Annotated in this window: 28 protein-coding genes and 1 pseudogene; 21 read left to right on the top strand and 8 right to left on the bottom strand. The window is 60.8% G+C overall.

The features are described 5' to 3' along the window. Positions 1–175: 175 nt before the first annotated feature. The 14 genes and pseudogenes from KX729_RS17940 to trmB all read left to right on the top strand — a co-directional run bounded on the left by KX729_RS17940 (position 176) and on the right by trmB (position 13,030). Entirely contained in the window at positions 176–667 is a 492-nt protein-coding gene (locus KX729_RS17940) for a universal stress protein (RefSeq protein WP_219743856.1), read from the top strand. A 121-nt stretch (positions 668–788) separates the two neighbouring features. Continuing rightward, positions 789–1,355 carry a NifU family protein gene (locus KX729_RS17935; protein ID WP_219743855.1) on the top strand — a complete coding sequence of 189 codons (567 nt, stop codon included), beginning with the start codon at positions 789–791 and terminating at the stop codon, positions 1,353–1,355. Between the two features lie 21 nt (positions 1,356–1,376). Then, entirely contained in the window at positions 1,377–2,048 is a 672-nt protein-coding gene (gene tsaB / locus KX729_RS17930) for a tRNA (adenosine(37)-N6)-threonylcarbamoyltransferase complex dimerization subunit type 1 TsaB (protein ID WP_219743854.1), read from the top strand. Positions 2,049–2,092: 44 nt separating this feature from the next. Beyond that, positions 2,093–2,587 (top strand): GNAT family N-acetyltransferase, encoded by a 495-nt coding sequence (locus KX729_RS17925; RefSeq protein ID WP_219743853.1) that lies wholly within the window; start codon positions 2,093–2,095, stop codon positions 2,585–2,587. A gap of 41 nt (positions 2,588–2,628) precedes the next feature. After that, positions 2,629–3,051 (top strand): annotated as a pseudogene (locus KX729_RS17920) (Fur family transcriptional regulator); the annotation flags it as partial. 71 nt (positions 3,052–3,122) lie between these two features. Further along, positions 3,123–3,926, top strand: a complete 804-nt coding sequence (gene olsA, locus KX729_RS17915; protein ID WP_312991169.1) for a lyso-ornithine lipid O-acyltransferase — start codon at positions 3,123–3,125, stop codon at positions 3,924–3,926. A gap of 212 nt (positions 3,927–4,138) precedes the next feature. Next, the gene (gene miaB, locus KX729_RS17910; protein ID WP_219743852.1) at positions 4,139–5,563 is read left to right on the top strand and encodes a tRNA (N6-isopentenyl adenosine(37)-C2)-methylthiotransferase MiaB; all 1,425 of its coding nucleotides are present in this window, start codon (positions 4,139–4,141) and stop codon (positions 5,561–5,563) included. A gap of 20 nt (positions 5,564–5,583) precedes the next feature. Continuing rightward, positions 5,584–6,639, top strand: a complete 1,056-nt coding sequence (locus KX729_RS17905; RefSeq protein WP_219743851.1) for a PhoH family protein — start codon at positions 5,584–5,586, stop codon at positions 6,637–6,639. 21 nt (positions 6,640–6,660) lie between these two features. Further along, entirely contained in the window at positions 6,661–7,170 is a 510-nt protein-coding gene (ybeY, locus tag KX729_RS17900; protein ID WP_219743850.1) for an rRNA maturation RNase YbeY, read from the top strand. 10 nt (positions 7,171–7,180) lie between these two features. After that, the gene (locus KX729_RS17895) at positions 7,181–8,380 is read left to right on the top strand and encodes a hemolysin family protein (RefSeq protein ID WP_219743849.1); all 1,200 of its coding nucleotides are present in this window, start codon (positions 7,181–7,183) and stop codon (positions 8,378–8,380) included. A gap of 266 nt (positions 8,381–8,646) precedes the next feature. Further along, positions 8,647–10,242, top strand: a complete 1,596-nt coding sequence (gene lnt / locus KX729_RS17890) for an apolipoprotein N-acyltransferase (protein WP_219743848.1) — start codon at positions 8,647–8,649, stop codon at positions 10,240–10,242. Positions 10,243–10,392: 150 nt separating this feature from the next. After that, positions 10,393–10,809 (top strand): helix-turn-helix domain-containing protein, encoded by a 417-nt coding sequence (locus KX729_RS17885; protein WP_025603161.1) that lies wholly within the window; start codon positions 10,393–10,395, stop codon positions 10,807–10,809. 184 nt (positions 10,810–10,993) lie between these two features. Next, positions 10,994–12,253, top strand: coding sequence for a methionine adenosyltransferase (metK, locus tag KX729_RS17880; RefSeq protein ID WP_025603160.1), 1,260 nt, complete (start codon positions 10,994–10,996; stop codon positions 12,251–12,253). An 81-nt stretch (positions 12,254–12,334) separates the two neighbouring features. Beyond that, on the top strand, positions 12,335–13,030 hold the full coding sequence (gene trmB / locus KX729_RS17875; protein WP_219743847.1) for a tRNA (guanosine(46)-N7)-methyltransferase TrmB: 696 nt from the start codon (positions 12,335–12,337) through the stop codon (positions 13,028–13,030). Between the two features lie 101 nt (positions 13,031–13,131). Here the strand turns inward: trmB and KX729_RS17870 are convergent, their stop codons facing one another. Both KX729_RS17870 and KX729_RS17865 read right to left on the bottom strand, forming a co-directional pair. Next, a complete protein-coding gene (locus KX729_RS17870; protein WP_025603158.1) occupies positions 13,132–13,389 on the bottom strand; it encodes a BQ00720 family protein in 258 nt (85 codons plus the stop codon). Between the two features lie 44 nt (positions 13,390–13,433). Continuing rightward, the gene (locus KX729_RS17865; protein ID WP_219743846.1) at positions 13,434–13,862 is read right to left on the bottom strand and encodes an Hsp20 family protein; all 429 of its coding nucleotides are present in this window, start codon (positions 13,860–13,862) and stop codon (positions 13,434–13,436) included. A 198-nt stretch (positions 13,863–14,060) separates the two neighbouring features. On the opposite strand from KX729_RS17865, the gene KX729_RS17860 reads away from it, so the two are divergent. Further along, positions 14,061–15,005, top strand: coding sequence for a nucleoside hydrolase (locus KX729_RS17860; protein WP_219744253.1), 945 nt, complete (start codon positions 14,061–14,063; stop codon positions 15,003–15,005). Between the two features lie 63 nt (positions 15,006–15,068). On the opposite strand, the gene KX729_RS17855 is transcribed toward KX729_RS17860, so the two are convergent. From KX729_RS17855 to KX729_RS17845, 3 genes are all read right to left on the bottom strand, one after another. Then, complete coding sequence (locus KX729_RS17855; RefSeq protein WP_219743845.1) at positions 15,069–17,423, bottom strand: methyl-accepting chemotaxis protein; 2,355 nt, start codon at positions 17,421–17,423, stop codon at positions 15,069–15,071. A gap of 194 nt (positions 17,424–17,617) precedes the next feature. Next, positions 17,618–18,517: a ribokinase gene (locus KX729_RS17850; protein ID WP_219743844.1), complete on the bottom strand. Its 900-nt coding sequence runs from the start codon at positions 18,515–18,517 to the stop codon at positions 17,618–17,620. Positions 18,518–18,570: 53 nt separating this feature from the next. Next, entirely contained in the window at positions 18,571–19,797 is a 1,227-nt protein-coding gene (locus KX729_RS17845) for a DNA recombination protein RmuC (RefSeq protein WP_219743843.1), read from the bottom strand. A gap of 111 nt (positions 19,798–19,908) precedes the next feature. Between KX729_RS17845 and def the strand changes: the two genes are divergently transcribed. The 5 genes from def to truA are packed head-to-tail and all read left to right on the top strand — an operon-like array spanning position 19,909 to position 22,865. Then, positions 19,909–20,424, top strand: coding sequence for a peptide deformylase (gene def, locus KX729_RS17840; RefSeq protein ID WP_219743842.1), 516 nt, complete (start codon positions 19,909–19,911; stop codon positions 20,422–20,424). 60 nt (positions 20,425–20,484) lie between these two features. Further along, positions 20,485–20,742, top strand: a complete 258-nt coding sequence (locus KX729_RS17835; RefSeq protein ID WP_219743841.1) for a FitA-like ribbon-helix-helix domain-containing protein — start codon at positions 20,485–20,487, stop codon at positions 20,740–20,742. After that, the gene (locus KX729_RS17830; RefSeq protein WP_219743840.1) at positions 20,739–21,158 is read left to right on the top strand and encodes a type II toxin-antitoxin system VapC family toxin; all 420 of its coding nucleotides are present in this window, start codon (positions 20,739–20,741) and stop codon (positions 21,156–21,158) included. The genes KX729_RS17835 and KX729_RS17830 overlap by 4 nt, the downstream gene beginning before the upstream one ends. Before the next feature lie 19 nt (positions 21,159–21,177). After that, positions 21,178–22,110: a methionyl-tRNA formyltransferase gene (gene fmt / locus KX729_RS17825; protein WP_219743839.1), complete on the top strand. Its 933-nt coding sequence runs from the start codon at positions 21,178–21,180 to the stop codon at positions 22,108–22,110. Beyond that, entirely contained in the window at positions 22,110–22,865 is a 756-nt protein-coding gene (gene truA, locus KX729_RS17820; protein ID WP_219743838.1) for a tRNA pseudouridine(38-40) synthase TruA, read from the top strand. Before fmt ends, truA begins: the two co-directional genes overlap by 1 nt. A 47-nt stretch (positions 22,866–22,912) precedes the next feature. Here truA and KX729_RS17815 read toward each other — a convergent pair whose 3' ends face one another. Genes KX729_RS17815 through dapD form a run of 3 tightly spaced genes read right to left on the bottom strand, consistent with a single transcriptional unit; the run spans position 22,913 to position 25,566 of the window. After that, a complete protein-coding gene (locus tag KX729_RS17815; protein WP_219743837.1) occupies positions 22,913–23,509 on the bottom strand; it encodes a hypothetical protein in 597 nt (198 codons plus the stop codon). Next, the gene (gene dapE, locus KX729_RS17810) at positions 23,493–24,689 is read right to left on the bottom strand and encodes a succinyl-diaminopimelate desuccinylase (protein ID WP_219743836.1); all 1,197 of its coding nucleotides are present in this window, start codon (positions 24,687–24,689) and stop codon (positions 23,493–23,495) included. Before dapE ends, KX729_RS17815 begins: the two co-directional genes overlap by 17 nt. Positions 24,690–24,711: 22 nt before the next feature. Then, entirely contained in the window at positions 24,712–25,566 is an 855-nt protein-coding gene (gene dapD / locus KX729_RS17805) for a 2,3,4,5-tetrahydropyridine-2,6-dicarboxylate N-succinyltransferase (RefSeq protein ID WP_219743835.1), read from the bottom strand. 136 nt (positions 25,567–25,702) lie between these two features. On the opposite strand from dapD, the gene KX729_RS17800 reads away from it, so the two are divergent. Then, entirely contained in the window at positions 25,703–26,563 is an 861-nt protein-coding gene (locus KX729_RS17800; RefSeq protein WP_219743834.1) for an LOG family protein, read from the top strand. Positions 26,564–26,570 lie beyond the last annotated feature (7 nt).

Raw genomic sequence — 26,570 nt, 5'->3', positions numbered from 1 at the left:
CGCGAACGGGGAGAAGGTGCCGGCAGGCAGATGAGGGGTGGCCACCTGGACAACCCATCCAAGCAAAATTCGCATACCCGCCACGGCATCCGTGGCGGGTTTTCATTTGTCCCGCGAGGCACTAAGTTCCGCTTCACGACCTGTTCGGTCGGCATGTTGAAAAGATGGGGGCGGCATGGTTTCGAAACGACTTTCGCGGCTTGAGGGACATCGGCGCAAATTCATGGCGATCATCGATGGCACGCCGGAATGCGAGAAGGCGGTGCATTACTCCGCCCGCCGCGCCAAGAATTCCAATGGGGGCCTGGTGCTTCTTTTCGTCATCCCGGACGGCGATTTCCAGCAATGGCTGGGTGTCGAGCAGATCATGCGCGCCGAAGCCCGTGAAGAGGCGGAGGCGATCATGGCCAAGGCTGCCCAGAAGGTGCGCGAAACGGCCGGCATCGATCCGGAAATCGTGATCCGCGAGGGGATGGCGACGGAACAGATCAATCTGCTTGTCGACGAAGACCGTGACATCGCCGTCCTCGTGCTTGCCGCAGGTTCCAACAAGGAAGGGCCGGGGCCGTTGGTTTCTGCCGTCGCCGGCCGCGGCGCGATGTTTCCCATCCCCGTCACCGTCCTGCCTGATACGCTGACGGACGAGGAAATCGACGCGCTGGCTTGAGCCCTTTTCCTGCACTTGACCTGGATGCGGCAAAGGCGCACTTGAAGGATAAGCTGAGAAAGCTTATCTTCTTTTGAAGAGTTCTAAATTTGTGGGGTCATGTACCCCCAGGAGAGACGCGATGTTCATTCAGACGGAAGCCACGCCCAATCCGGCGACCCTGAAGTTCCTGCCGGGTAAGGTCGTCATGGACAAGGGCACCGCGGATTTCCGCAATGTCGGCGAAGCGGAAGCATCGCCGCTGGCGGAGCGCCTGTTCGGCATTTCCGGCGTTACCGGCGTTTATTTCGGCTACGACTTCATCACCGTCACCAAGGAAAGCGCCGAATGGCAGCACCTGAAGCCGGCGATCCTCGGTTCGATCATGGAGCATTTTATGTCCGGCCAGCCGGTCATGGGTGGACATTCCACCCTGGCTGAAGCGTCCGACGAAGAAGGCGAATTCTTCGATGCCGACGACGAAACCCTGGTCGCGACGATCAAGGAACTGCTCGAAACCCGCGTCCGCCCGGCCGTGGCCCAGGATGGCGGCGACATCACCTTCAAGGGTTTCCGCGACGGCACCGTTTATCTCAACATGAAGGGCGCATGCTCCGGCTGCCCGTCGTCAACGGCGACGCTGAAGCACGGCGTGCAGAACCTCCTCAAGCATTTCGTGCCGGAAGTTCAGGCCGTCGAAGCACTCTGAGCCCCGGTTCGACCCAAGCTCATGATCGTTCTCGCCATCGATACCGCCGGAGTGGACTGTTCCGTTGCGCTTTATGACAGCGCGGCGGGAAAAGTCTTGTCCGCAGTTTCCGAGACCATTGGCAAGGGTCATGCCGAGCGACTGATGTCGATCGTCGACGAGGCCCTGGAGAACGCCGGCCTGCAGCTTCAGGCGATCGACCGGATTGCCGTCGTCATCGGCCCCGGCTCTTTCACCGGCATCCGCGTCGGCGTCGCCGCAGCCCGGGGTCTCGCTCTGGCGCTTGGCCGGGAAGCGATCGGTGTGACGACGCTCGAAACCTTGGCCCGCAGCTGTCTCGCCGAGCATTCGGGCAGATCCGTCGTGGCCGCTATGGATGCCAAGCGCAACGAAGTCTACACTCAGGCATTTTCGGCCGACGGCAAGTCCTTGACGGAACCGGCAGCGCTTTCTCCGGAAGAGGCATCGTCTCTGATCGAGCGCCTTTCGGCCACCGCGACCGGTTCGTGGGTCGACCATTCCGCCGGCGGAGCAGCCGACGAGTTCGCCGATCGCGACCGGTTCGACATCGCCATGGTTGCAAGAATTGGCGCAGAAAAAGTCGTTGGTGCGGAACGCCCTAAACCATTGTATCTTCGTGGTCCTGATGCGAAACCACAGACCGGATTCGCTTTGGAGCGCCGCGCGCCGTGACCGGTTCGCGGATGTTGAATAACAACCGCCGTTCGTGAAGATAGATGTTCGACGATTACCTCAGCTGGAAGCCTTTTTTCGAAGTCGTGCCGATGGAACTCGCCGACTGTATCGATATTTCTGAACTGCATGGCCTGCGTTTCCCGCGCCAGTGGAGTGACGGCGAATTCCAGAACCTGCTTTTGCAGGGCAATGTCTTTGGTTTCGTGGCGCGTCAGACCAACGCGTTCTTTTCCAAGCCGCTTGGCGGTTTTGTTCTGTCGCGCGAAGTCGCCGGCGAGGCGGAAATCCTGACGGTGGCGGTCAACGAGAAATTCGGCCGGCAGGGGCTTGGCTGGCGGCTGATGCAGGCCGCCCTTCGTGAGGCCCTGTCGCGCGGGGGCGAAAAGATGTTTCTCGAGGTCGAGGCGGAAAACCGCCCGGCCGTTGATCTCTACCGCAAACTCGGGTTTCGGAAAGTCGGGGAAAGACCGGCCTATTATGCAGGCACTGACGGGCGTCGTTCGGCCGCGCTTGTCATGAGCCGCGATCTTCGCTAGCAGATGAATTTCTACGGTAATGTTTCGAAGGCCAAAGCGACATGACAGACCTTTCCAAAACGCTGGAGGAGCTGTGTGCCGAAAAAGGCATGCGCATGACCGATCAGCGTCGCGTGATTGCCCGCATTCTGCAGGATTCCGATGATCATCCGGATGTCGAGGAGCTTTACCGCCGCTCTTCCAAAGTGGATCCGCGCATCTCGATTTCCACCGTCTACCGCACGGTGAAACTGTTCGAGGACGAGGGGATCATCGAAAAACATGATTTCCGCGATGGCCGCTCGCGCTACGAGACGGTGCCGGAAGAGCACCATGATCACATGATCGACGTCTCGAGCGGCACCGTCATCGAATTCCGCTCGGCGGAAATCGAGGCGCTGCAGGAGCGGATCGCCCGCGAGCACGGCTTCCGCCTCGTCGGACATCGACTGGAGCTTTACGGCATTCCGCTCGACAAGGACGATCCCGCTCCCGAAAGCGATGTGCCCCCAAGCGATGCGATTGGTAAGGCAGTTCAGACCGGCAAGGTTGATAAGTGATCACCTGGCTGCGGATCGGCTTTATCGTTTTCACCCTTGTCGCAGTTACGCTGATCCTCTTGCCGTTCCAGCTCGTCGGCCTCGCCTTCGACCTGAAAATCCGCCGCCATATTCCGCGTTACTGGCATCGCACCGCCTGTTGGCTGATGGGCATTCGCGTCCATGTTCACGGCAAGCTCGACCGTCGCCGCCCGTTGATGCTCGCTTCCAACCACGTCTCCTGGAAGGACATCATGGTCCTCGGCGCGGTTGCCGATGTCGCCTATATCGCCAAGGCGGAAGTGGCGAACTGGCCGATCTTCGGCATTCTCGCCAAGCTGCAGAAGACGATTTTCGTTGCCCGCGAACAGAAACGCCGCACCGGCGACCAGGTGAACGAGATTGCCGAACGCATGACCGGCGGCGAAATCGTGGTGCTGTTTCCGGAGGGCACGACGTCTGATGGCAACCGCATCCTCGACGTCAAATCCTCGCTGTTCGGCGCCGCGGCGGCGGCCGTGCCGCATACGCCGGACGGTGTCGTGCATGTCCAGCCGGTGGCGATCGCCTATACGCGGGTTCATGGCATGTCGATGGGCCACTACCACCGCCCGATTGCCGCCTGGCCGGGAGATATCCCGCTCGGCCCGCATCTTCTCGGAGTGCTGAAAGAAGGGGCGCTGGATGTGATCGTGTCCTTCGGTCAGACGGTGGAATTCCGCGCTGGCGACAATCGCAAGATCTTGAGCCAGAACGTCACCGGCCAGATGCGGCAGATGCTGGTAAAGCATTTGCGCGGAAGGGATTATGAGGAGGTTTGAGGTGACGGCTGAGTTGGGTCGTCGTTGACGTCATCCCATGTAGCCCCCTCATCCGCCTGCCGGCACCTTCTCCCCGAGGGGAGAAGGGAAGCTGCCGCAGCGTCTCCGGAGGCCGGGTGAGGGGCCACACTCGCTGCCTTCAGTATCTGCCTCTCACACCCACCATCACGAAACGCTTCATTTCCAGCCCTTCTTGCGTTATGGAAACGCCCATGAACGAACATGTCTCCCTTTCCGCCCCCATCGAAGAGCCGATCCAGCGCTCAAACACCCGCAAAGTCTTCATCAAGACCTACGGCTGTCAGATGAACGTCTACGACTCGACCCGCATGGGCGATGCGCTGGCGAGCGAGGGGTATGAGACGACCGAAGAGATGGGTGAGGCGGATCTCGTCCTGCTCAACACCTGTCACATCCGCGAAAAGGCGGCCGACAAGGTCTATTCGGCGCTTGGCCGTCTGCGCGAGATGAAAAAGAAGCGGGCTGCCGAAGGCCGCGAATTCATGATCGGCGTTGCCGGCTGCGTGGCGCAGGCCGAGGGCGAGGAAATCGCCCGTCGCGAGCCGGCCGTCGATGTCGTCATCGGCCCGCAGACCTATCACCGCCTTCCCGATGCGCTGAAACAGGCGCGGACCGGCAAGCGGGTGGTCGATACGGAATATGCGGTCGAGGACAAGTTCGCCCACCTGCCGGCGGTCGAAAAGGCCAAAGTCCGCGCCCGTGGCGTCACCTCGTTCCTGACCGTGCAGGAAGGCTGCGACAAGTTCTGCACCTTCTGCGTTGTGCCTTACACGCGTGGTTCGGAGGTCTCCCGTCCCGTCCAGCAGATCATCGATGAGGCCGAGCGCCTGGTCGATGCCGGCGTGCGCGAAATCACGCTGCTGGGCCAGAACGTCAACGCCTGGCAGGCCGAGGGGCCGCCAAGAGGCCGTAATGGCGGCGAATGGGGGCTCGGCGATCTGCTCTACCGGCTGGCGGAAATTCCGGGACTTGCCCGGCTGCGTTATACGACCAGCCATCCGCGCGACATGGACGACAGGCTGATCGAGGCGCATCGCGACCTACGCTCCTTGATGCCTTATCTGCATTTGCCGGTCCAGTCAGGCTCCGACCGCATCCTGAAGGCGATGAACCGTCGCCACACGGCTGCGGAATATATCCGCCTGATCGAGCGTATCCGCTCGATGCGGGGCGATATCGCCATGTCCGGCGATTTCATCGTCGGTTTCCCGGGCGAGACGGATCAGGATTTCGAGGATACGCTGCGTATCGTCGAAGAGGTGAACTACGCTTCGGCCTATTCGTTCAAATATTCGACCCGTCCCGGCACGCCCGGCGCCGATCTCGGCGATCAGGTGGCCGAAGAGGTGAAGGCCGAGCGCTTGGAAAGACTTCAGGCACTGCTCTTGAAACAGCAGACCGACTTCGCCAAATCCTGCGTCGGAAAGGTCATCGACCTGTTGCTGGAAAAGCCCGGCCGCATGCCAGGACAGGTCATCGGCCGTTCGCCCTGGCTGCAATCTGTGAATGTTGATGCAAAAACATCGCAAATCGGTGACATTATCCAGGTACGAATCATCGGAACCGGCCCGAACAGCTTGTTTGCCGAACCGGCAGAGAGTTTAATAGGGGCCTGAAACATCGGGAGCATGCCTACTTGAACGGACGTGAATTGGTTTCTTCATCCGCGCGCCAACCCAAAACCGCAGCGACCGACGCCAATCATTTTGTCCTGACGTTCGAGAACAATAGGTTCGCCAGCGAGCTTTTCGGTCAATTCGATCAAAACCTGAAATTGCTGGAGCAGCGTCTTCACATTGACGCTACGGCTCGCGGAAACTCGGTCAGCATTTCCGGCGAACTCGTCGCGACGAACCAGGCGCGCCGGGCGCTCGATTTTCTCTACGAACGGCTTCAGAAGGGCGGCGCTATCGAAGCGTCGGATGTCGAGGGCGCCATCCGCATGGCGCAGGCGGCGGACGACCAGCTGCAGCTGCCGACCATGGAAAAGAAAGCCAAGCTTTCCATGAACCAGATTTCCACCCGCAAGAAGACGATCCAGGCCCGCACCCCGACGCAGGACGCCTACATGCGGGCGCTTGATCGCGCCGAACTCGTGTTCGGCGTTGGTCCGGCCGGTACCGGCAAGACCTATCTCGCCTGCGCTCATGCCGCCGCCCTTCTGGAGCGCGGCGCGGTCGACAAGATCATCCTTTCCCGTCCGGCCGTCGAAGCCGGCGAGCGCCTCGGCTTCCTGCCTGGCGATATGAAGGAGAAGGTCGATCCGTATCTGCGCCCGCTCTACGATGCGCTTTACGACATGATCCCCGCCGACAAGGTGGACAGAGCGATCACCGCCGGCGTTATCGAAATCGCGCCACTCGCCTTCATGCGTGGCCGCACGCTTTCGAATGCAGCGATCATTCTCGACGAGGCGCAGAACACGACATCGATGCAGATGAAGATGTTCCTGACCCGCCTTGGCGAAAACGGCCGGATGATCATCACCGGCGACCCGAGCCAGGTGGACCTGCCGCGCGGCGTCAAATCCGGCCTGGTGGAAGCGCTGCAGATCCTTAAGGGCGTCGAAGGCATTTCGGTGATCCGCTTCAAGGATACCGATGTCGTGCGCCATCCGCTGGTCGGCCGCATCGTCCGTGCCTATGACGCGCAATATGCCGTCCATGAGGAAAGCGAGGAAACCGACCGGTAATCGCCGGTCGTTTTTAACCTCATGCCCCAACTCGACATACAGATCAGCGTGGAAGACGAGGGCTGGCCCGATGAGCCGGCCCTATTGGCCTTGAGCGAAAAAGTGCTCGGTGCCGCGGCAGAATTCCTGGCGAAGGAAGAGGAACAACCCTTCCCGGAAATGGCGCCGGAACTTTCGCTCGTCTTCACCAACGACGAAGCGATCAAAGAAATCAACGCCGAGTGGCGCGGCAAGGACAAACCGACCAACGTCTTGTCTTTCCCGGCTTTTCCGCTGGAACCGGGCGGTTTGCCCGGCCCGATGCTGGGCGATATCGTCATCGCCCGCGAGACCGTCGAGCGTGAAGCGGTTGATCTTGACAAGAGTTTCGACGATCATCTGACGCATCTTCTGGTTCACGGCTTCCTGCATCTGTTCGGTTACGACCATATGGAAACCGACGAAGCGGAAGAGATGGAAGCGCTGGAGACTCGTATTTTGGCTGGTCTCGGCCTATCTGACCCCTATGCGGGGCAAGACCCGATAGTGTAGTGTGGATTTTATGAACGATTTATCGAGCAATGCTGCCCGCGAGGGCAAGGATAGTTCGGACTCTTCCTCGTCAGACGACGGTAGTAGTCCGTCTAGACCCGAGCAACAGTCCAAATCCCATAATTCTTTCTGGTCGCGCGCCTTGAGGCTGTTGCGGCCCTCGCAGGGCGAGCAGCTTCGCGAAGACCTTGCCGACGCGCTGATGACCGACACCAGTGTCAGCAGCGCCTTTTCGCCCGAAGAACGGGCGATGCTGCACAATATCCTCCGGTTTCGCGAAGTCCGCGTCGAGGATATCATGGTGCCACGTGCCGATATCGAAGCGGTCGATATGACCATGACGATCGGTGAGTTGATGATCCATTTCGAGGAAACCGGCCGTTCGCGCATGCCGATCTACAGCGATACGCTGGATGATCCGCGCGGCATGGTGCATATCCGCGACCTCCATTCCTATATCGCCAAACAGGCCCGCAACAAGCGCCGCACGAACCCGCGCAACGTCACCGCCAAGGCGGCACCCTCACAGCCGATGCCGCTCGCGGCCGACAAGGCGGAAAAGACCGAAAAGGTCATCCGCCAGCCGCGCCCGGCCTTCGATCTCGGCCGTGTCGATCTGGAGCAGACGGTTGCCGAAGCCGGCATCATCCGCAAGATCCTCTTCGTGCCGCCCTCGATGCTCGCTTCGGACCTGATGGCCAGCATGCAGGCGGCGCGCACGCAGCTTGCCCTCGTCATCGACGAATACGGCGGCACGGACGGCCTCGTCACCCATGAGGACATCGTCGAAATGGTCATCGGCGATGTCGAGGACGAGCACGACAATGATGAAGTCATGTTCTCGCGCACCAGCGACGACGTGTTCCTGGCCGATGCCCGTATCGAACTGGAAGAGATCGCCGAGGCGATCGGCCCGGATTTCGACATCAAGGACCGGCTCGAGGATGTCGACACGCTGGGCGGCCTGATCTTCTCCGCCCTCGGGCGCATTCCGGTCCGCGGCGAACTCGTCCAGGCAGTGCCGGGCTTCGAATTCCAGATCTTGGAAGCAGATCCGCGCCGCATCAAGCGGGTCCGCATCATGCGCAAGAAGGCGCTCACCCGCCGTCGCACAAAGGGTGAGGGCGAAGCTCTGATCACCGACCAGACTCCGACCATCCTGCTGCCGCCGCCTTCGACGTCGCCGGAAGGCGATCGCGCGGGGCGGTAGTCCTGTTTCCCGATTCGCCCCTCACCCTAGCCCTCTCCCCGTAGAAACGGGGAGAGGGGACGTGCCCTGCTCGACATTGGAGAGGGACGGATGGGTTGCCGCGAAGTCCTTCTCCCCGCATGCGGGGAGAAGGTGCCGGCAGGCGGATGAGGGGCTTTGTGCCAACTTTACCAACACCCTCACTAACCGTGCATCTTTGCCCTCACGACAAGCCACCCATTTTTTGAAACACTGCACCGGCTGATTCGGGGAAGAAGGGGTTATCCATGCAGCGGCTGGCAGGCAGGATCATGCTTCTCTGGGGCTTCCCTCGTGCAGTCATTGCCCTTTTTGCCGGAGCGATAGGCGCATTCGCCCTGCCGCCTTTCGGCTTCTTCGCGGTCCTGTTCATCTCTTTCCCGATCCTTGTCTGGCTGATGGACGGTGCCACCGGCAATCCGGATGGCGGCTGGTTCGCGCGTCTCCGCTCCGCCTTCTGGATCGGCTGGGTCTTCGGCTTCGGCTATTTCGTCGCCAGCCTCTGGTGGCTCGGCAATGCGCTGCTGATCGACGCGGATGAGTTCGCCTGGGCGCTGCCGCTCGCGGTGCTCGGCCTTCCCGCCTATCTGGCGCTGTTCTACGGCCTTGCCACGGCGCTTGCCCGCATCCTCTGGTCGGACGGTTTCGGCAGGCTGGCGGCTCTGGGCGCGGCCTTTGGGCTGGCCGAATGGCTGCGCGGCTTCGTCGCCACGGGCTTTCCCTGGAATGCGGTCGGTTATGGCGCCATGCCGATCCCGCTGATGATGCAATCCTCCGCCTTCTTCGGTATTTTCGGCATTTCCGCCTTGGCTGTCTTTGTGTTCTCAGCCCCGGCGCTGCTCGGCACCAAGAAGGGCATGACGGCCGGTCTGGCGCTCGCGGCATTGCTGTTTTGCGCTCATCTCGGTTATGGCGCCTATCGCCTGCAAATGGCCGATAAGATGCCGGCGGCCGAAAACCAGCCAGTTGTGCGTATTGTCCAGCCGCTGATCGACCAGTCTCGCAAGCTCGACGATGCTGAACGTGCCTCGATATTCGAAGAGCATCTGGCGCTGACTGCTCTTCCGCCGGAGAATGGCGGCAAGCGGCCGGATATCGTCGTCTGGCCGGAAACGTCCGTCCCCTTCATATTGACCCAGAACCCGGATGCGCTCACCCGCATTGCCGATGTTCTGCAGGATGGACAGGTTCTGGTCACCGGCGTGGTGCGCTCGGAAGATGCCGGCGCCGGTTTTGCGCCGCGCTTTTACAATTCGATCTACGTCATCGATAGCAACGGCCAGATCGTTTCGGCCGCCGACAAGGTGCATTTGGTGCCGTTCGGCGAATACGTGCCCTACGAAGACCTGCTGCGCAATCTCGGTGTGACGGATGCGATCGCCATGCCAGGCGGTTTTACCGCCGCTCCCCAGCGCGCGATGCTGACCCTTCCGGGCGGTCGTACACTTTATCCGCTGATCTGCTACGAGGCGATTTTCCCCGATGAGATCGACGATGATGTGGCGAAAGCGGGAGCCCTCCTGAACGTCACCAATGATGGCTGGTTCGGTGCTACGCCTGGTCCCTATCAGCATTTCCAGCAGGCGCGGATTCGCGCAGTCGAAAACGGCCGGCCACTGATTCGCGCCGCCAATACCGGCATTTCGGCCGTTGTCGACCCCTTCGGTAGGCTAATAAAGGGTATCGGCTACAATCAAAAAGGTGTGATGGACTCAACTCTGGGCGGCGGTTTTGCTCCATATTGGAGCACTCGTGCCCGGGAAAATCACTTCTGGTTGGTCCTGCTATCTATGTTGCTGATTGCAATCGTCTCGCGCACTGGTTTTAATTTCCGGACGAATTGACCAAAAACCCCTAAAATTGCATAGTGGTTGTGCCTTTCGTCTCGCATATGCTTCAAACGTTGCGCCTGAACTGACCAATCGCGCGAAGTGTATCTCCACACGCAGACCCGGGTTGTGAGATTGAACCAAGAACTTCGTCAGGACACCGTTATGATTGAAAACAAAAAGAAGCCGAACCCGATCGACATCCATGTCGGCAGCCGGATTCGTCTGCGTCGCACCATGCTGGGCATGAGCCAGGAAAAGCTGGGTGAAAGCCTGGGCATTACCTTCCAGCAGATCCAGAAATACGAGAAGGGCACCAACCGCGTCGGCGCAAGCCGTCTGCAGAACATCTCCTCGATCCTCAACGTGCCGGTCTCCTTCTTTTTTGAAGACGCCCCGGGCGATCAGTCGGGCCAGTCGGGTATGGCCGAGGCTTCGAGCTCCAACTACGTCGTCGACTTCCTGTCGTCTTCCGAAGGCCTGCAGCTCAATCGCGCCTTCGTTAAGATCTCCGATCCGAAGGTGCGCCGTCGCGTGGTCGACCTCGTCAAGGCTCTCGCTGCTGACGCTGAAGGCGAATAAGGCAAACTCGATTTTGTGCGAAAGCGGCCTCCGGGCCGCTTTTTTTATGCTTTTTGACCAGTTTCGAGGTGTTACCGGATTGCAGAGCTGTACACATAAAGATATATTTATGTCGTTGTACGCTTGTTTTGTCGCTGGAAATCACTAGCACGAGAGCGTTCGTTTCTTTGAGGGGAATCCCGTAATGCGCGCAAGTTACCTGTTCACCAGCGAGTCCGTTGCCGAAGGTCATCCGGACAAGGTTTGTGATCGTATTTCCGATGAAATCGTTGACCTTGTGTACCGCGAAGCGGCCAAGACCGGTGTAGACCCGTGGACCGTGCGCATCGCCTGCGAGACGCTTGCCACCACCAACCGCGTCGTCATCGCTGGCGAAGTCCGCCTGCCGCCGAGTCTGATGAAGAAGGATAAGGACGGCAAGGACGTCATCAATCCTTCCAAGTTCAAGTCTGCTGCCCGCAAGGCGATCCGCGAAATCGGCTACGAGCAGGACGGTTTCCACTGGAAGACCGCCAAGATCGACGTTCTCCTGCATTCGCAATCAGCCGATATCGCCCAGGGCGTCGATAGCGCCGCCGACAAGCAGGGCGACGAAGGTGCAGGCGACCAGGGCATCATGTTCGGTTACGCGTGCAAGGAAACTCCGGACCTCATGCCGGCGCCGATCTATTACTCCCACAAGATCCTCCAGCTCCTCGCCACCGCCCGTAAAAAGGGCGAAGGCGATGCCGGCAAGCTCGGCCCCGATGCCAAGAGCCAGGTGACCGTCCGCTACGAAAACGGCAAGCCGGCCGGCGTCGACTCAATCGTTCTTTCCACCCAGCACCTCGACGAGAGCTGGGATTCCAAGAAGGTTCGTCAGGTCGTCGAACCTTATATCCGCGAGGCGCTCGGCGACCTGCCGATTGATGCGGATTGCAAGTGGTACATCAACCCGACCGGCAAATTCGTCATCGGCGGCCCGGATGGTGACGCCGGCCTGACCGGCCGCAAGATCATCGTCGACACCTACGGCGGCGCTGCTCCGCATGGCGGCGGTGCATTCTCCGGCAAGGATACGACCAAGGTCGACCGTTCGGCTGCCTACGCTGCCCGTTATCTGGCCAAGAACGTCGTTGCCGCCGCTCTTGCAGAGCGTTGCACGATCCAGATTTCCTACGCGATCGGTATCGCTCAGCCGCTGTCGATCTATGTCGACCTGCACGGCACCGGCAAGAGCGTGACGGAAGACCAGATCGAAGCCGCGATCCGTCAGGTCATGGACCTGTCGCCGACCGGCATCCGCCGTCACCTCGACCTCAACAAGCCGATCTATGCCAAGACCTCCGCTTACGGCCATTTCGGCCGTAAGGCCGGCCGCGACGGTTCCTTCTCCTGGGAGAAGACCGACCTCGTGAAGCCGCTCAAGGATGCTTTGAAGGGCGATGTAGCAAAGGCTGCCTGATCAGGCTTTACTTACAGCTTCTGAAAACTGTAAAGCGGGTGCCTTCCAAGGCATCCGCTTTTATATTGAGACGAGAACGACATGACCGATCATCCCAGCCGCGCGACGGAAGCCTTCTTCGGACGGCGCAAGGGCAAGCCGCTTCGCGAACGCCAGGCGGAAGGCATGGCGACGTTGTTGCCGGCTCTTAAGCTGGATCTGGCCGCCGAGGCGCCGAAGGATCTGGCGGCGCTGTTTCCGGTTGCGATCAATTATCGCCGGTTGGAGATTGGCTTCGGCGGCGGCGAGCACCTCATTCACCGCGCGCAGGAAAACCCCGAGACCGGTTTCATCGGTGTCGAACCCTTCGTCAATTCCATGGCGAAGCTGCTTTCGCGCGTCGAGGAATTGGCCCTGAAAAATATCCGGGTCTATGACGACGACGCGACGCAGGTTCTCGACTGGATGCCGGAAGCATCGCTGGACCGCATCGATCTGCTTTATCCGGACCCATGGCCGAAGCGGAAGCATTGGAAGAGAAGGTTCGTGTCGCAGGTCAATCTGGACCGCTTTCACCGTGTGCTGAAGCCGGGCGGTCTATTCTGCTTTGCGTCTGACATAGATACCTATGTCAACTGGACGCTGATCCATTGCAGCAGGCATGGCGGCTTCGAATGGACTGCGGAGCAGTCATCCGACTGGCTGACGCCGTTCGCCGGCTGGCCAGGTACGCGATACGAAAACAAGGCCCGCCGCGAAGGCCGGTCCTCGGCCTATCTGACGTTCGTCAGAGGTTAGATCGGTCCCGCTTCTCTTGGGGAAGCGTGATCGTTCATATCTCCACATACGCAAATCCGAGCGCAGGCCGCGTCGCGCGGCCGCAGGAAGTGCTTGGACAGTCAGTGCAGGCTGACGGTCTTCAGGTCGTCTTCAGCAGCCTTGAAAAAGGTGCTGGAGCGATTGTCGGTGAGGAGGATCGGGGTACCATCGGCACCGAACAGGGCCCAAAGGTCCAGGGTCGGGTCGATATCGGGAGCTTCGGGGAAGCAACGAGTTACTTCTTCCGACCGCATTTTGCGAATATATCCGACTTCGCCAGTACCCAGATGCGCAAGTTCGGATTGCGTCAAACGCGTATTCGCTTCTTTCAGGAGCATTCCAGCCTCCAGCATTGAGGTGCAACGGCATTAACGCCGTTGACCTACTCTGAGACGGAAATGTTAATTTTTCGCACCATACGCTCCGGTTCCGGGCGGATCAGGTCGACAGAAAGAAGGCCGTTCTTTAGTGTGGCGCCGGAAACCTGCATTCCGTCCGCCAGAACGAAAACGCGCTGGAACTGACGGGCCGCGATACCGCGGTAGAGATAGTCCCGCTCGCCCTGTTCCACCTGACGGCCGCGGATGACGAGCTGATTTTCCTCGGTCGTCACGTCCAGTTCGGCTTCCGAGAAGCCGGCGACGGCGAGCGTGATGCGCAATCTTTCCGGTGCGCCGGAAGCGTCGGCGCGCACGCGCTCGATATTGTAGGGCGGGTAGCCATCATTCGCCTTGGCCAGGCGCTCGAGGGTCTTTTCCATGGCGTCGAAGCCCAGAAGCAGGGGGCTTGCGAACGGCGTAATCCGGGTCATCGTCCAGTCCTTGCAACAAGCGACCATGCCGCCGCCCGAAATTCGGCCCGCCGGCTCGACACGCTATATGGTGAGTTGCGCCAGCAACCGCAAGGATTGTCTGAGCAGGCCTGGTCACGATCCGTCTATGTAGATGCGGCCGTACTTGACACTCCCACTTTGAGCGGTAACAACCCGAGAAAAGCAAGGGGGCGCCAGATCATGGACCGCAGAAAGATCATCATAGACACCGATCCGGGGCAGGACGATGCCGCCGCGATCATGATGGCATTCGCCCACCCCGAAAAGCTTGAGATACTGGGGCTTTGCGCGGTGGCTGGCAACGTGCCGCTGTCGTTTACCAGCCGCAACCTGCGCATCGTCTGCGAACTCTGCGGCCGGCCCGACGCTGCGGTCTATGAAGGTGCGCTGAAGCCACTCAACCGGCCGCAGGTCACTGCCGAGCATGTGCACGGCCGCACAGGCCTGGATGGCGTCGAATTGCCGGAGCCGGTCATGGCGGCGCAGGCCAAGCATGCGGTGGATTTCATCATCGACACGCTACGCAGCGAACCGGCCGGCACGGTGACGCTCTGCACGCTCGGTCCGCTGACCAATATCGCGCTGGCGCTGACCAAGGCGCCGGATATCGCCGGCCGCGCCAGGGAACTGGTGATGATGGGCGGCGGCTTCTTCGAAGGTGGCAACATCACGCCGGCTGCGGAGTTTAATATCTATGTCGATCCTGAGGCCGCGAAGATCGTCTTCGCTTCCGGCATGCCGATCGTCATGATGCCGCTCGACGTCACCCACCAGCTGCTGACCACCAAGGCGCGTGTCGCGAAAATCGCCGCGCTCGGCGCCCGTCCGGCGCAGGTGCTGGTCGATTGGCTGGCATTCTTCGAGCGCTTCGATATCGAAAAATACGGTTCGGACGGCGGCCCGCTGCACGATCCGTCGGTGATCGCATACCTGCTTAAGCCGGAACTCTTCTCGGGGCGTGATTGCAACGTCGAAATCGAGACGGAATCGGAGCTAACTGTCGGCATGACGGTGGTCGACTGGTGGCACGTCACCGAGCGGCCGCGCAATGTGAAGGTCATGAGGGATGTCGATGCCGACGGCTTCTTCGATCTTTTGGCGGAGAGCGTCGCTCGGCTCTGAGCGACGACATGTGGAAACAAAAAGGCCGCCGTTTCCGGCGGCTTTTCTTGGGCGGTGGATCGATCAGAATTCCTGCCAATCATCGGAAGCGACTGCCGCCGAACCCTGCGTAGCGTAGCTGACACGCGGTGCCGGCTTGGCCGCGCGCGGCGCCGGCTGGCTGGCCTGCGGAGCCCGCATGGTCTGTGCCATCTGGCGCAAGGCCTGGGGTGCGCTGTGACTGGAGCTGCTTGCATGCGACGAGACCTGGAAGCGCGCGACGAGCGACTTCAGCGTTTCCGCTTCCGTGCTCAGCACCGTGCTGGCCGCCGTGGTCTCCTCGACCATCGCGGCGTTCTGCTGCGTCACCTGATCCATCTGGTTGATGGCCGAGTTGACTTCCTTAAGGCCGACGGCCTGTTCGCTGGCGGAGGCGGAGATTTGGCGGATCAGGCCGTTGATCTGCATGACCTGCACGGCGATCTTCTGCAGCGTGTCGCCGGCCTTGCCGACCAGTTCCACGCCGTCCTTGACCTGGTTGGTCGAGGCATTGATGAGCGCCTTGATCTCCTTTGCTGCATTGGCGGAGCGCTGGGCAAGTTCGCGAACTTCCTGCGCCACGACGGCAAAGCCCTTGCCGGCTTCACCGGCGCGTGCCGCTTCCACACCTGCGTTCAAGGCGAGGAGGTTGGTCTGGAAGGCGATCTCGTCGATCACGCCGATGATACGGGAGATTTCCTGCGAAGACTGGGCGATGCCCTCCATCGAGGCGACGGCCTTCTGCACCACTTCGCCGGACTTTTCCGCGTCGTCACAGGCGAGGTTGACCGTGCTGGCGGCCGAGCTCGCATTGTCGGCGCTGGAATTGACCTGCGCCGTCAGCTCGTTGAGGGCTGCGGCGGTCTCTTCTAGGCTGGCAGCCTGCTGCTCGGTGCGGCGCGATAGATCCTGCGCGCTGGAGGTGATCTCGCGGGTACCGTTGCCGATATTGTAAACGGTGGAATTGACCGTCGCGATCGTGTCTTCCAAGCTTTCCAGCGCCTTGTTGAAGTCGACCTTCAGCTTGGCATAGTCGCCTGGGAACTCGTCCTGGATACGGTAGCCGAGATTGCCGTGCGACAGTTCCGACAGGCCCTTGGCCAGCGAGCCGACGACGCGTTGCTGTTCCTGGACATTGGCTTCCCGCTCGTTTTCGGAGCGATGGCGCTGGTCTTCCGCCGCGTGGCGTTGCGCATCCGCTTCCGCCTCGATCCGGCGTCCGTCGGCCAGCGTATGGCGAAAGCCTTCCAGCGATTTCGCCAGCGAGCCGATTTCGTCGGTGCGCCCCTGACCCTCGACCTTCTCTCCGAAACGGCCCTGGCCCAGCAGTTCGACGCTGTTCAGCAGCGCACCCAGCGGCCGGCGCACGAAGGCGGAGCTGCCGAAATAAAGCGTTGCGATGCAGGCGGCCATGATGACGAGGCCGCCGAGGATCATCATCAGCGTCTGGTCCTGAACCGGTGCGGCGATGACGCTCTGCGGAACGTCGAGAACGATCGCCCAGGTGGCGTTGACGTCCGGCACGCTGAACGGATAGACGACCCGCTCATACGGTTCGGCTGCGTCGGCCTTCATATTGTCGAGCCGGGCGAGCTGGCCGGACTTCAGCGCGGTGAGCAGCTCGCTCGCCTTTTCGCCCTCCACCGGCTTCATCAGCTTGTCCGGAGTGACCGGCACGATCCATGCACCGCCCTGGGAAACGAGCAGCACGCGGCCGGAGCCAAACGGCTTCATGGCCTGCAGCTTCTTGGAAAGCGTCGCGAGTGATACATCGAGACCGGCAACGCCGATAAATTTCGAGCCGGACATGACCGGATAGGCCACCGAGCTCATGGCAGTGGCATCACCTGTGGTGCTTTCCACATAAGGCTGGGTCAGCGCACCCTTCCTGGAGTTGGCGGCAAGCGCATACCATTCGGCGGCGGTATCAATGTCGAAGACGCTGTAGGCGATCTCGCCGGTCTTGCTCTTCGTCCAATAGGGCGCAAGTTCGCCCTTCTTGTTGCCACCCATGTCCTTCTTGTCGACGAACTCGGTATTCTTGCCGTCGAACTGGCCGGGGGCCTCGGCGAACCAGCCGCCGTAAGCGAAAGCGTTCTGCTCCAGATTGGCCTTCAGCGCATCAACGACCGCCTTGCGGTCGAGATAGCCGCCGGCATGGCCGCGGCCGATGACACCGCCGATCGAGCGCGCGGCGCCGGCGATCTGGCCCATATCGACCGCAACCTGGTTGGCGATCGAGCGGGCTTCAGCTTCCGCCTGGCCCATGGTGAGCGACGAGACGCGGTTGCGGGTCTGGGAAATCAGGACAAGGTTGGAGACGACGAGAACGGCGGCAATGGCCAGGCTCGTCACCAGAATGAGCTTCGTGGAGAGCGATTTGATCTTCAGCGAAAACATGGTGCCTCGCAATACGAACGGAGGGTGATGCCCCTTCATGGAGCCGTTCGCGAGGCGGGTCTCTTAGCCCGAATCCCATCCCCGCGGAGATGTCGATCCAGACGCTAAGAAGACATCCTTAAATTTGACTAAAATTAAGCCTGCCTTCTATCGCATTGCGGCGAAAATCTTACACTTTGTCGGCAATGCAACGGTCAAAGTCGCATATCGACTGCTTCGGCGAGTGGTATGGAAGGCTGGGCGCCAGGGGTGAGACAGGCGAGCGAGCCCGCGACTGCCGCGCGGCGAAGTGCCCTTTCGAAGTCCAGGCCCTGTTCGAGGCTCGCCGCAAGATAGCCGCAGAACGTGTCGCCGGCGCCGACGGTGTCGACCGGCTCGATTTTCAGACCTTGTGCAGAATAAAAAAGGCCATCGCGGATTGCCACGACACCGTCTGCTCCGAGCGTCACGACCAGCGTCTGGCCGGTTTCCCCATGCAGCTTTTCCAGCACCTGACGGCGCACTTCCGCGTCTGCGATCTTGCGGCCGGCGAACAGCTCGAATTCCGTTTCATTGGCAACGACGATGGTTGCCATCCGCGCCAGGCGGGCTGCATCGGCGGTCAGAGGAGCGGTGTTGATCATCGTCGTGATCTTCTTCGCCTTTGCCGCGGTCAACGCGGCCTCCACCGTTTCGACAGGGATTTCGAGCTGCAGCATCAGAATATCGCTTACCTGCATCGCATCGATGGCAGCTTTTGCCTGCGCGACGTTCACCGTGCCATTGGCACCCGGCACGACGGCGATCATGTTCTCGCCGGTGCCGCCGACCAGGATCAGCGCCGTGCCGGTGGGCTCACCGGTATGTGCGATGGCGGACAGATCGACGGATGCCTCATCGAGCAATGCAAGGGCCGGCTTGGCGAAACCATCTTCCCCAACGGCTCCTGCCATCCGCACAGCACTTCCGGCACGCCGTGCAGCCAGCGCCTGATTGGCACCCTTGCCGCCGGCGGCGGTCGAAAAGCCGGACCCGGCGACCGTCTCGCCCGGCTGCGGCAGGCGCTCGGTTGTGGCGATGAGATCCATGTTGATGGAGCCAAGAACGGTGATCATGGGCGGGCCTGCTTTTTTGAGCTTTCAAAGTCGCGCGACACTGCCCGAGAGCGTCACTCCTCGTCAACCACCCGAAGCTTGAGAAGACCCGTCCGGCTTTCGACGCTGCGGGCCGCCGGCTGGGCTTGCGCTTGTGGCTGTGCCTGTTCGCGCGGCTGACCTGCTTCGACTGGAGCTTCCAGCTCCAGCGCGCCGATTTTAGCGCCGCGCCGGCCGAGCTTTTCAGTGGAGGTGACGATCAACTCGACATCCTTCTGCGCGGCGAGGAAATGCGCCTGCAGCTTGCGGGTCCGCTCGTCCAGCCGGCCGAGATCGTCCATCAGCAGCGCCACTTCGCCCTGGATGAGGTGGGCCTGCTCGCGCATCCGTTGATCCTTCAGGACCGCCTGGATGACTTGAATGGACAGCATCAGCAGCGAAGGCGAGACGATGACGACACGGGACCGCTGCGCCTTCTGCACCACGGCTTCGAAATGCTCGTGGATTTCGGCAAAGATCGATTCCGACGGCACGAACAGAAAGGCCATGTCCTGCGTTTCGCCCGGGATCAGGTATTTCTCCGAAACATCGCGGATATGCACTTCCAGATCGCGCTTGAAGGCCTGCCCTGCCGCGCGCCGCGCCTCGGGCGCCGCCGTCTCGCGAAAGGCGTTCCACGCCTCCAGCGGGAACTTGGCGTCGATGACAAGCTGCGGCGCGCCGTTCGGCATTCTCACGGTGCAATCCGGCCGCAAGCCGTTCGAAAGCGTCGTCTGGAAACCGTATGCGCCCATCGGCAGGCCATCGGCGATGATCGCCTCCATGCGCCCCTGGCCGAAGGCGCCGCGCGTCTGCTTGTTGGACAAAATGGCCTGGAGGCCAACGACATCCTTGGCGAGCGTCTGGATATTGTTCTGCGCAGCATCGATCACCGCCAGCCGCTCCTGCAGCCTTCTCAGGTTCTCGTGCGTCGATTTGGTCTGTTCGGTAATGGACGCGCCGATCCGGTGCGACATGCCGTCGAGCCGCTGGCTGACGGTATGATTGAGCTCCGATTGCCGCGTCGACAGCGTTTCCGCCATGGTCGACAGTCGCCCCTGCATCTCGCTCTGCAGGCGGATCAATTCGGACAGCCGCGCTTCCGCATCGGCCGCCTGTTGGACGGATTCCCGTTGCCGGCGGCCGCCAGCCCTCAGGAATATCAACAGAACAACGAGCAGGATAACGCCGGCACCAGCGATCAGCGCCATCGCTTGTTGGGTGGCAAGAAAAGATGAAACGCGGTTGAGAAGTTCATTCATTGATCAAACTTAACAGAAATCCCGCTCATGAAAAGATCAAAACGTGAACATTTCGTGTTGAGGTTGAGCAATTTCTATTCCATCGGAAAAAAAGATGGGTTATGGGAGGCCATGACCATCAAGCCGCTGATTATCCTTCCCGACCCGCTCCTACGTCAGGTTTCCAAGCCGATCGAGCAGGTCGATGCCGACGTTCTGAAACTGGCCGACGACATGCTGGAGACCATGTACGATGCTCCCGGCATCGGTCTTGCCGGCATTCAAATTGGCGTGGCGCGCCGCATCCTCGTCGTCGACGTTGCGCGCGAAGGCGATGAAAAGAACCCGCAGGTGTTCATCAATCCCGAGATCGTCAAGTCATCCGACGAGCGCTCGGTTTATGAAGAGGGCTGCCTCTCCATTCCGGAATATTATGCCGAAGTGGAACGCCCGGCGATCGTCACGGTCAAGCATATCGGCCGCGACGGCAAGGAACATCTGGTCGAAGCCGACGGCCTGCTCGCCACCTGCCTGCAGCACGAGATCGACCACCTGAACGGCGTGCTGTTCATCGACTATATCTCCCGGCTGAAGCGCGAGATGGTGATCAAGAAATTCACCAAGGCTGCCAAGTCGAAGGCGATCTGAGTTTCGTTGAAAATTACTCGGATCATGCCTATGATATCGCCGATATCATAGGAGGTGCCTATGGGCGATTTGTTGATCCGGAATTTGGATGATGGCCTGAAGCAGCAGCTTCAAGATAGTGCTAGGCGGAGTGGGCGTAGCTTATCAGAAGAGGCGATTTATCTCATCCGCCAAAATCTCATGACGGAACGTTCTGGTTCCGCCGGTGATTGGCTGCGCTCTGCATTGGGCGAAGAGCGCTTGACTGAGGAAGAGATCGCGGCGATCGACGCTTTACGCCATGAACCCGAGCGTGAACCGCCACGGTTCGACGAATGATCATCCTTGACACCAATGTCGTCTCGGAGCTTCAGGGACGGAAGCACAGCGAGCATCTACTATTGTGGCTCTCTCAATATGAACGGGAGACGTTGTTCTTAACGACGGTCGTCATTGCGGAGATGCGTTATGGGCTGGAACTACTGCCCCAAGGACGACGACAAGAGGAGTTGTTGAAAGCGCTCAATACGGTTCAAGAGCGATTTCTGGGGCGGATACTAGGCTTCTCGCTGCAGTCGGCCAGTTACTATGGCGTACTTCGTGCGAGGCGCAAACACATGGGGCGTCCTATGGAGGCAAAAGACGCCGTGATCGCCGCGATCTGCCTTTCCCATGGCGCGACACTTGCCACGCGCAATGTAAAAGACTTCAAGGGGCTTGATCTTCGGTTGGTAAACCCGTTTGAAGGCGCCTGAACAAACAGGCGACAATTCAATGTCACTACGCATCATCTTCATGGGCACGCCGGAATTTTCCGTGCCAACCCTGCAGAACCTGAAACAGGCCGGCCACGAAATAGTTGCAGTCTACACCCAGCCGCCGCGGCCGGGTGGTCGGCGCGGGTTGGACCTCGTCAAGTCGCCGGTGCATCAGGCCGCCGAACTGCTCGGCATTCCGGTTCTGACGCCGCTGAACTTCAAGGCAGAGGAAGACCGCGAGACCTTTCGCGACTTCGAGGCGGATGTCGCGGTCGTCGTCGCCTATGGCCTGCTGCTGCCGGAAGCGATCCTGAGCGGCACACGGCTCGGCTGCTATAACGGCCATGCGTCGCTGCTGCCGCGCTGGCGCGGTGCTGCTCCCATCCAGCGGGCGATCATGGCCGGCGACGCCAAGACCGGCATGATGGTCATGCAGATGGAAAAAGGTCTCGATACCGGGCCGGTCGCGCTGACGAAGGAGGTCGAGATCGGCCAAAACATGACGGCCGGCGAGCTGCATGACAAGCTGATGTTAACCGGAGCCCGTGCCATGGTCGAGGCCATGGAAAAACTCGAGGCGGACGACCTGCCGTTGACGCCGCAGCCGGCCGAAGGCGTGCTTTATGCCGCCAAGATCGACAAGGGCGAAACGCGCATCGACTTTTCGAAGCCGGCGCGCGAAGTGCATAATCACATCCGTGGCCTGTCGCCGTTTCCGGGTGCCTGGTTCGAGGCTGAGATCAACGGCAAGCCGGAGCGGATCAAGGTGCTCTCGTCAGAACTTGGCGAAGGGCAGGGCGAAGTCGGTACGGTTTTGGATGACGCATTGACGGTTGCCTGCGGCGAAAGTGCTGTGCGGCTAACGAGGCTTCAGAAGGCCGGCGGCAAGCCTCTGCCTGTTACGGACTTCCTACGTGGCACGGCCTTGCCCGCCGGAACGAGGTTCTGATGCCGCGTTTTCGCATGACCGTCGAATATGACGGCACACCCTATGTCGGTTGGCAGCGACAGAAAAATGGCCATTCCGTACAATCGGCTTTGCAGAACGCTGTCCTGTCGCTGACCGGCGAAACCGTGGTGATCCGTGGCGCCGGCCGCACCGATTCCGGCGTTCATGCCGTCGGCCAGGTCACGCATGTCGATCTTACCCGCGACTGGCAGCCCGACAAACTGCGCAATGCAGTCAATGCCTACCTGATGACTGCGGGTGAGAAGGTGTCGATCATCGATGTGCAATCGGTCGACGACGCTTTCGATGCGCGGTTTTCCGCGCAGCGCCGGCACTATCTTTACCGCATCCTCAACCGGCCGTCGCCATTGGCGCTCGAGGCGAAGCGCGCTTGGTGGGTGTCGCGCGATCTCGACCATGAGGTCATGCATGCGGCGGCGCAGACCTTGGTGGGGCGTCACGATTTCACGACTTTCCGCTCCATTCACTGTCAGGCGACGAGCCCTGTCCGCACGCTCGACCGTCTGGATGTGACGCGCACCGGTGAACTGATTGAAATCCGCGCCAGCGCCCAGAGCTTCCTGCACAACCAGATCCGCTCTTTTGCCGGCACGCTGAAGCTAGCGGGCCAAGGCAAGATGACGCCGGATGATGTGCGGGCTGCACTAGACGCGCGAGACCGTGCCGCCTGCGGGCCCGTGGCACCGCCGGAGGGGCTTTATTTCATGAAGGTCGATTATCCAGGCGATCTGTGATCGCCATCGATCCATGATCGCCATTTATCGAAAGGTGGTTAGCCGGCTCAGAACGGATAGATGCCCAGGAAGCGTTGCAGCGCTTCGGTCAGGATCATGTTCGGCACCATCAGCACCAGCACGAAAGCGGTGATCATCAGCGGCTGCTTGCCGTGGATCATGCGGATGATCCGGGAAAACGACACGACTAGCGCGAAAAGCAGCACAAGCTGAAAAAGCCCGACCACCGGCAGCATGCGCGGCGCCAGCAGCATCATCACGCACATCAGCCCATAGGCCCAGGAGAACGGCACAGACAGCCAGTTCATGGTGACGACGATCACCGGAAACTTGCGCTGGATACCGGTCAGGAGGCAGAGCACCCCAGCAAGGATGAGTGGCACCAGCCAGTTCATGACCTCCAGCATCGCGGTGCGCACGAAGAACAGCGGCCCAAGCCGCGTGCCCTGCGGCAAACCATCCAGCATCAATTGGTGCAGCCAGAGCCAGGAGGCGATCGCCGCCGGCAGGCACCAGGCGAAAGCCCAGAACGAGCGGGTCATGCCGCGATCGGAAACGTCGAGCAGGCGAAAACCCTGTGCGTCGCCCTTGATGAGCAGCCAGAGGCCACTCAGGTAAAGCCTGACTTCATGAATGGATGGCATTGTCGAACCAGCGGGAGATGAAAGTCCCGTAGATTTGGGTGAGGGTTTCCAGATCCGCAAGAGCGACGCGCTCGTCGATCATATGCATGGTCTGGCCGACGAGGCCGAATTCCACCACCGGGCAATAATCCTTGATGAAGCGCGCATCCGAGGTGCCGCCGGTGGTCGAAAGCTGCGGGTTCTTGCCCGTCACCGCCTCGACCGCGCCGGAAAGCGAAGCGATCAGCGCGTTGTTACGGGTCAGGAACACGTGGCTCGGCCGTTCGGCCCAGACGATCTCGTAGCGGGTCGGCTCGCGGTCCGGGCGAAGCGGATTGTCGGTTGCCGCTGCATTCAGCCGGCGCAGGATTTCAGCCTTCACCGTGTCCGCGGTCCAGGTGTCGTTGAAGCGGATGTTGAACGAGAACGTCGCCTTGGCCGGAATGACATTGGTGGCCGGGTTGCCGACATCGATGGACGTTACTTCCAGATTGGAGGCCGGAAACTCCGGCGTGCCACCATCGAAAGGCGGGTCCATCAGCGCGCTTGCCAGCGGCAGAAGCCCGCGCACCGGGCTGTCGGCCAGATGCGGATAGGCCGCATGGCCCTGCACCCCGTGTACGGTGACTTTGCCGGAAACCGAGCCGCGGCGGCCGATCTTGATCATGTCGCCGAGCACGTCCGGATTGGTCGGCTCGCCCACCACGCAGGCATCCCAGCGCTCGCCCTTTTCGGCGGCCCATTTCAGCAGCTTGTCCGTGCCGTTGACGGCCGGACCTTCCTCGTCGCCGGTGATCAGGAAGGAGATCGAACCTTTTGGCGCGCCATGCATCTCGATATGGCGGGCGACCGCTGCCACGAAGCAGGCGATGCCGCCTTTCATGTCGACGGCGCCACGCCCGTAAAGCATGTCGCCGACGATCTCTGCCGCGAAGGGGGGCTGGCTCCAGGAGGTCTCGTCACCCGGCGGCACAACATCCGTATGGCCCGCAAACATCAGATGCGGACCGTCCGTGCCCAGCCGGGCATAGAGGTTTTCGATATCCGGCATGCCCGGTTCCGTCGCCACCATCCGCTCGACCTTGAAGCCGAGGGGAGCGAGCATCGCTTCCAGAGCGGAAAGCACGCCGCCTTCGGCCGGGGTGACCGAAGGGCAGCGGATGAGGGCCTGAAGATTGGCGACGGGATTGGATGAGGACATTATCGGATATCGGTCTTGTCTATCAGTCGCGGAGCAGTTCGTTGATGCCCGTCTTCGAGCGGGTCTTTTCATCGACCGTCTTGACGATCACGGCGCAATAGAGGCTCGGGCCCTGCTCGCCGTTCGGGAACGGCTTGCCCGGCATGGAGCCGGCCACGACGACGGAATAGGGAGGAACTTCGCCATAGCTGATCTCGCCGGTGGCGCGATTGACGATCTTCGTCGACTTGCCGATGAAGACGCCCATGCCGAGCACCGAGCCTTCGCGCACGATGCAGCCTTCGACGACTTCCGAACGGGCGCCGATGAAGCAATTGTCTTCGATAATGGTCGGGCCGGCCTGCATCGGCTCCAGCACGCCGCCGATGCCGACGCCGCCGGAGAGATGCACGTTCTTGCCGATCTGGGCGCAGGAACCGACGGTGGCCCAGGTGTCGACCATCGTGCCTTCATCGACATAGGCGCCGAGATTGACGAAGGACGGCATCAGGATGACGTTCTTGCCGATATGGGCCGAGCGGCGCACGACGCAGTTCGGCACCGCGCGGAAGCCGGCGGCGCGGAACGTGTTTTCGCCCCAGCCTTCGAACTTCGACGGCACCTTGTCCCACCAGGTGGATTCGCCCGGGCCGTTCTTGACCACTTCCATGTCGTTGAGACGGAAGGAGAGCAGCACCGCCTTCTTCAGCCACTGATGCACGGTCCAGGCGCCGTCTGCGCCGCGGGTCGCGACGCGGGCCTTGCCGCCGTCGAGCAGTTTCAGCGACTCTTCCACCGCATCGCGGATCTCGCCCTTGGTGGAGATCGTGACGCTGTCACGATTGTCGAAGGCGGTCTCGATAGTCTTTTCGAGGGAAGAGAAGTCAGGGTTGCTCATGGGGAATCCTTAAACGTCGCTCTATATCGTGCAGGTGAGGAAGGTCGCTCTGGGTATCATTGCTCTAGGCGACCGCCACTCAAGCGTCAATGTGAATTGGCGTCAACCCAATGTTGGCGCCTCAAAGGATAGTGCGATGGCAAAAGCGAAAAAGGACGGACCGCGGCGCAAGGATGGGGTCTGGGATCCGCTGAAGGACAACAAGGCGGACAAACAGGCGGCCGAAGGCCAGCCGAAGACCCCGCAGACGCTGTCGGCCTCCTATCGCCTTGCCTATGCCGACGAGGATTTTCTCTGCCGCGAGGAAACCCGCCCGATCCGCCTGCAGCTGGAACTGATGAAGGCGGAGATGATGCTGGCCGAGGCCGGCATCAAGTCGACCGTCGTGCTGTTCGGCGGCGCGCGGATTCCCGCTCCGGGCCAGAACGCCTGGGCGGCCCGCAACGAAACGCAGAAGAAGAACCTCGAAGCGGCTTCCGTCTATTACGAGGAAGCACAGAAGTTCGCAGCGCTCTGCGGCAAACATTCCGCAGGTTTCAACCATCAGGAATATGTTGTCGTCACCGGCGGCGGCCCGGGCGTCATGGAGGCAGGAAACCGCGGTGCTGCGGAAGCCGGCGCGCCAAGCATCGGCCTCAACATCATGTTGCCGCATGAGCAGGCGCCGAACCGGTTCGTCACCCCGGAACTGTCGTTCAACTTCCACTATTTCGCGATCCGCAAGATGCATTTCATGATGCGCGCCAAAGCGGTCGCCGTCTTCCCGGGCGGCTTCGGCACGCTGGACGAGATGTTCGAAGCGCTGACGCTGATCCAGACGAAGCGCATGGAGCGCATTCCGCTGATCCTGTTTGCGGAAAAATTCTGGCGCGGGCTGATCAATTTCGAGGCCTTGGCGGAATTCGGCACGATCGCGCCCGAAGACCTCAACCTGATCAGCTTCGTCGAGACGGCTGAGCAGGCGTGGAAGATCATCGCGGATTTCTACGAGCTTTGAGATGAAG

The organism is Neorhizobium populisoli (assembly GCF_019430945.1).
Taxonomy (GTDB): Bacteria; Pseudomonadota; Alphaproteobacteria; order Rhizobiales; family Rhizobiaceae; genus Neorhizobium; species Neorhizobium populisoli.
This window is presented reverse-complemented; position numbering and strand designations above follow the sequence as displayed.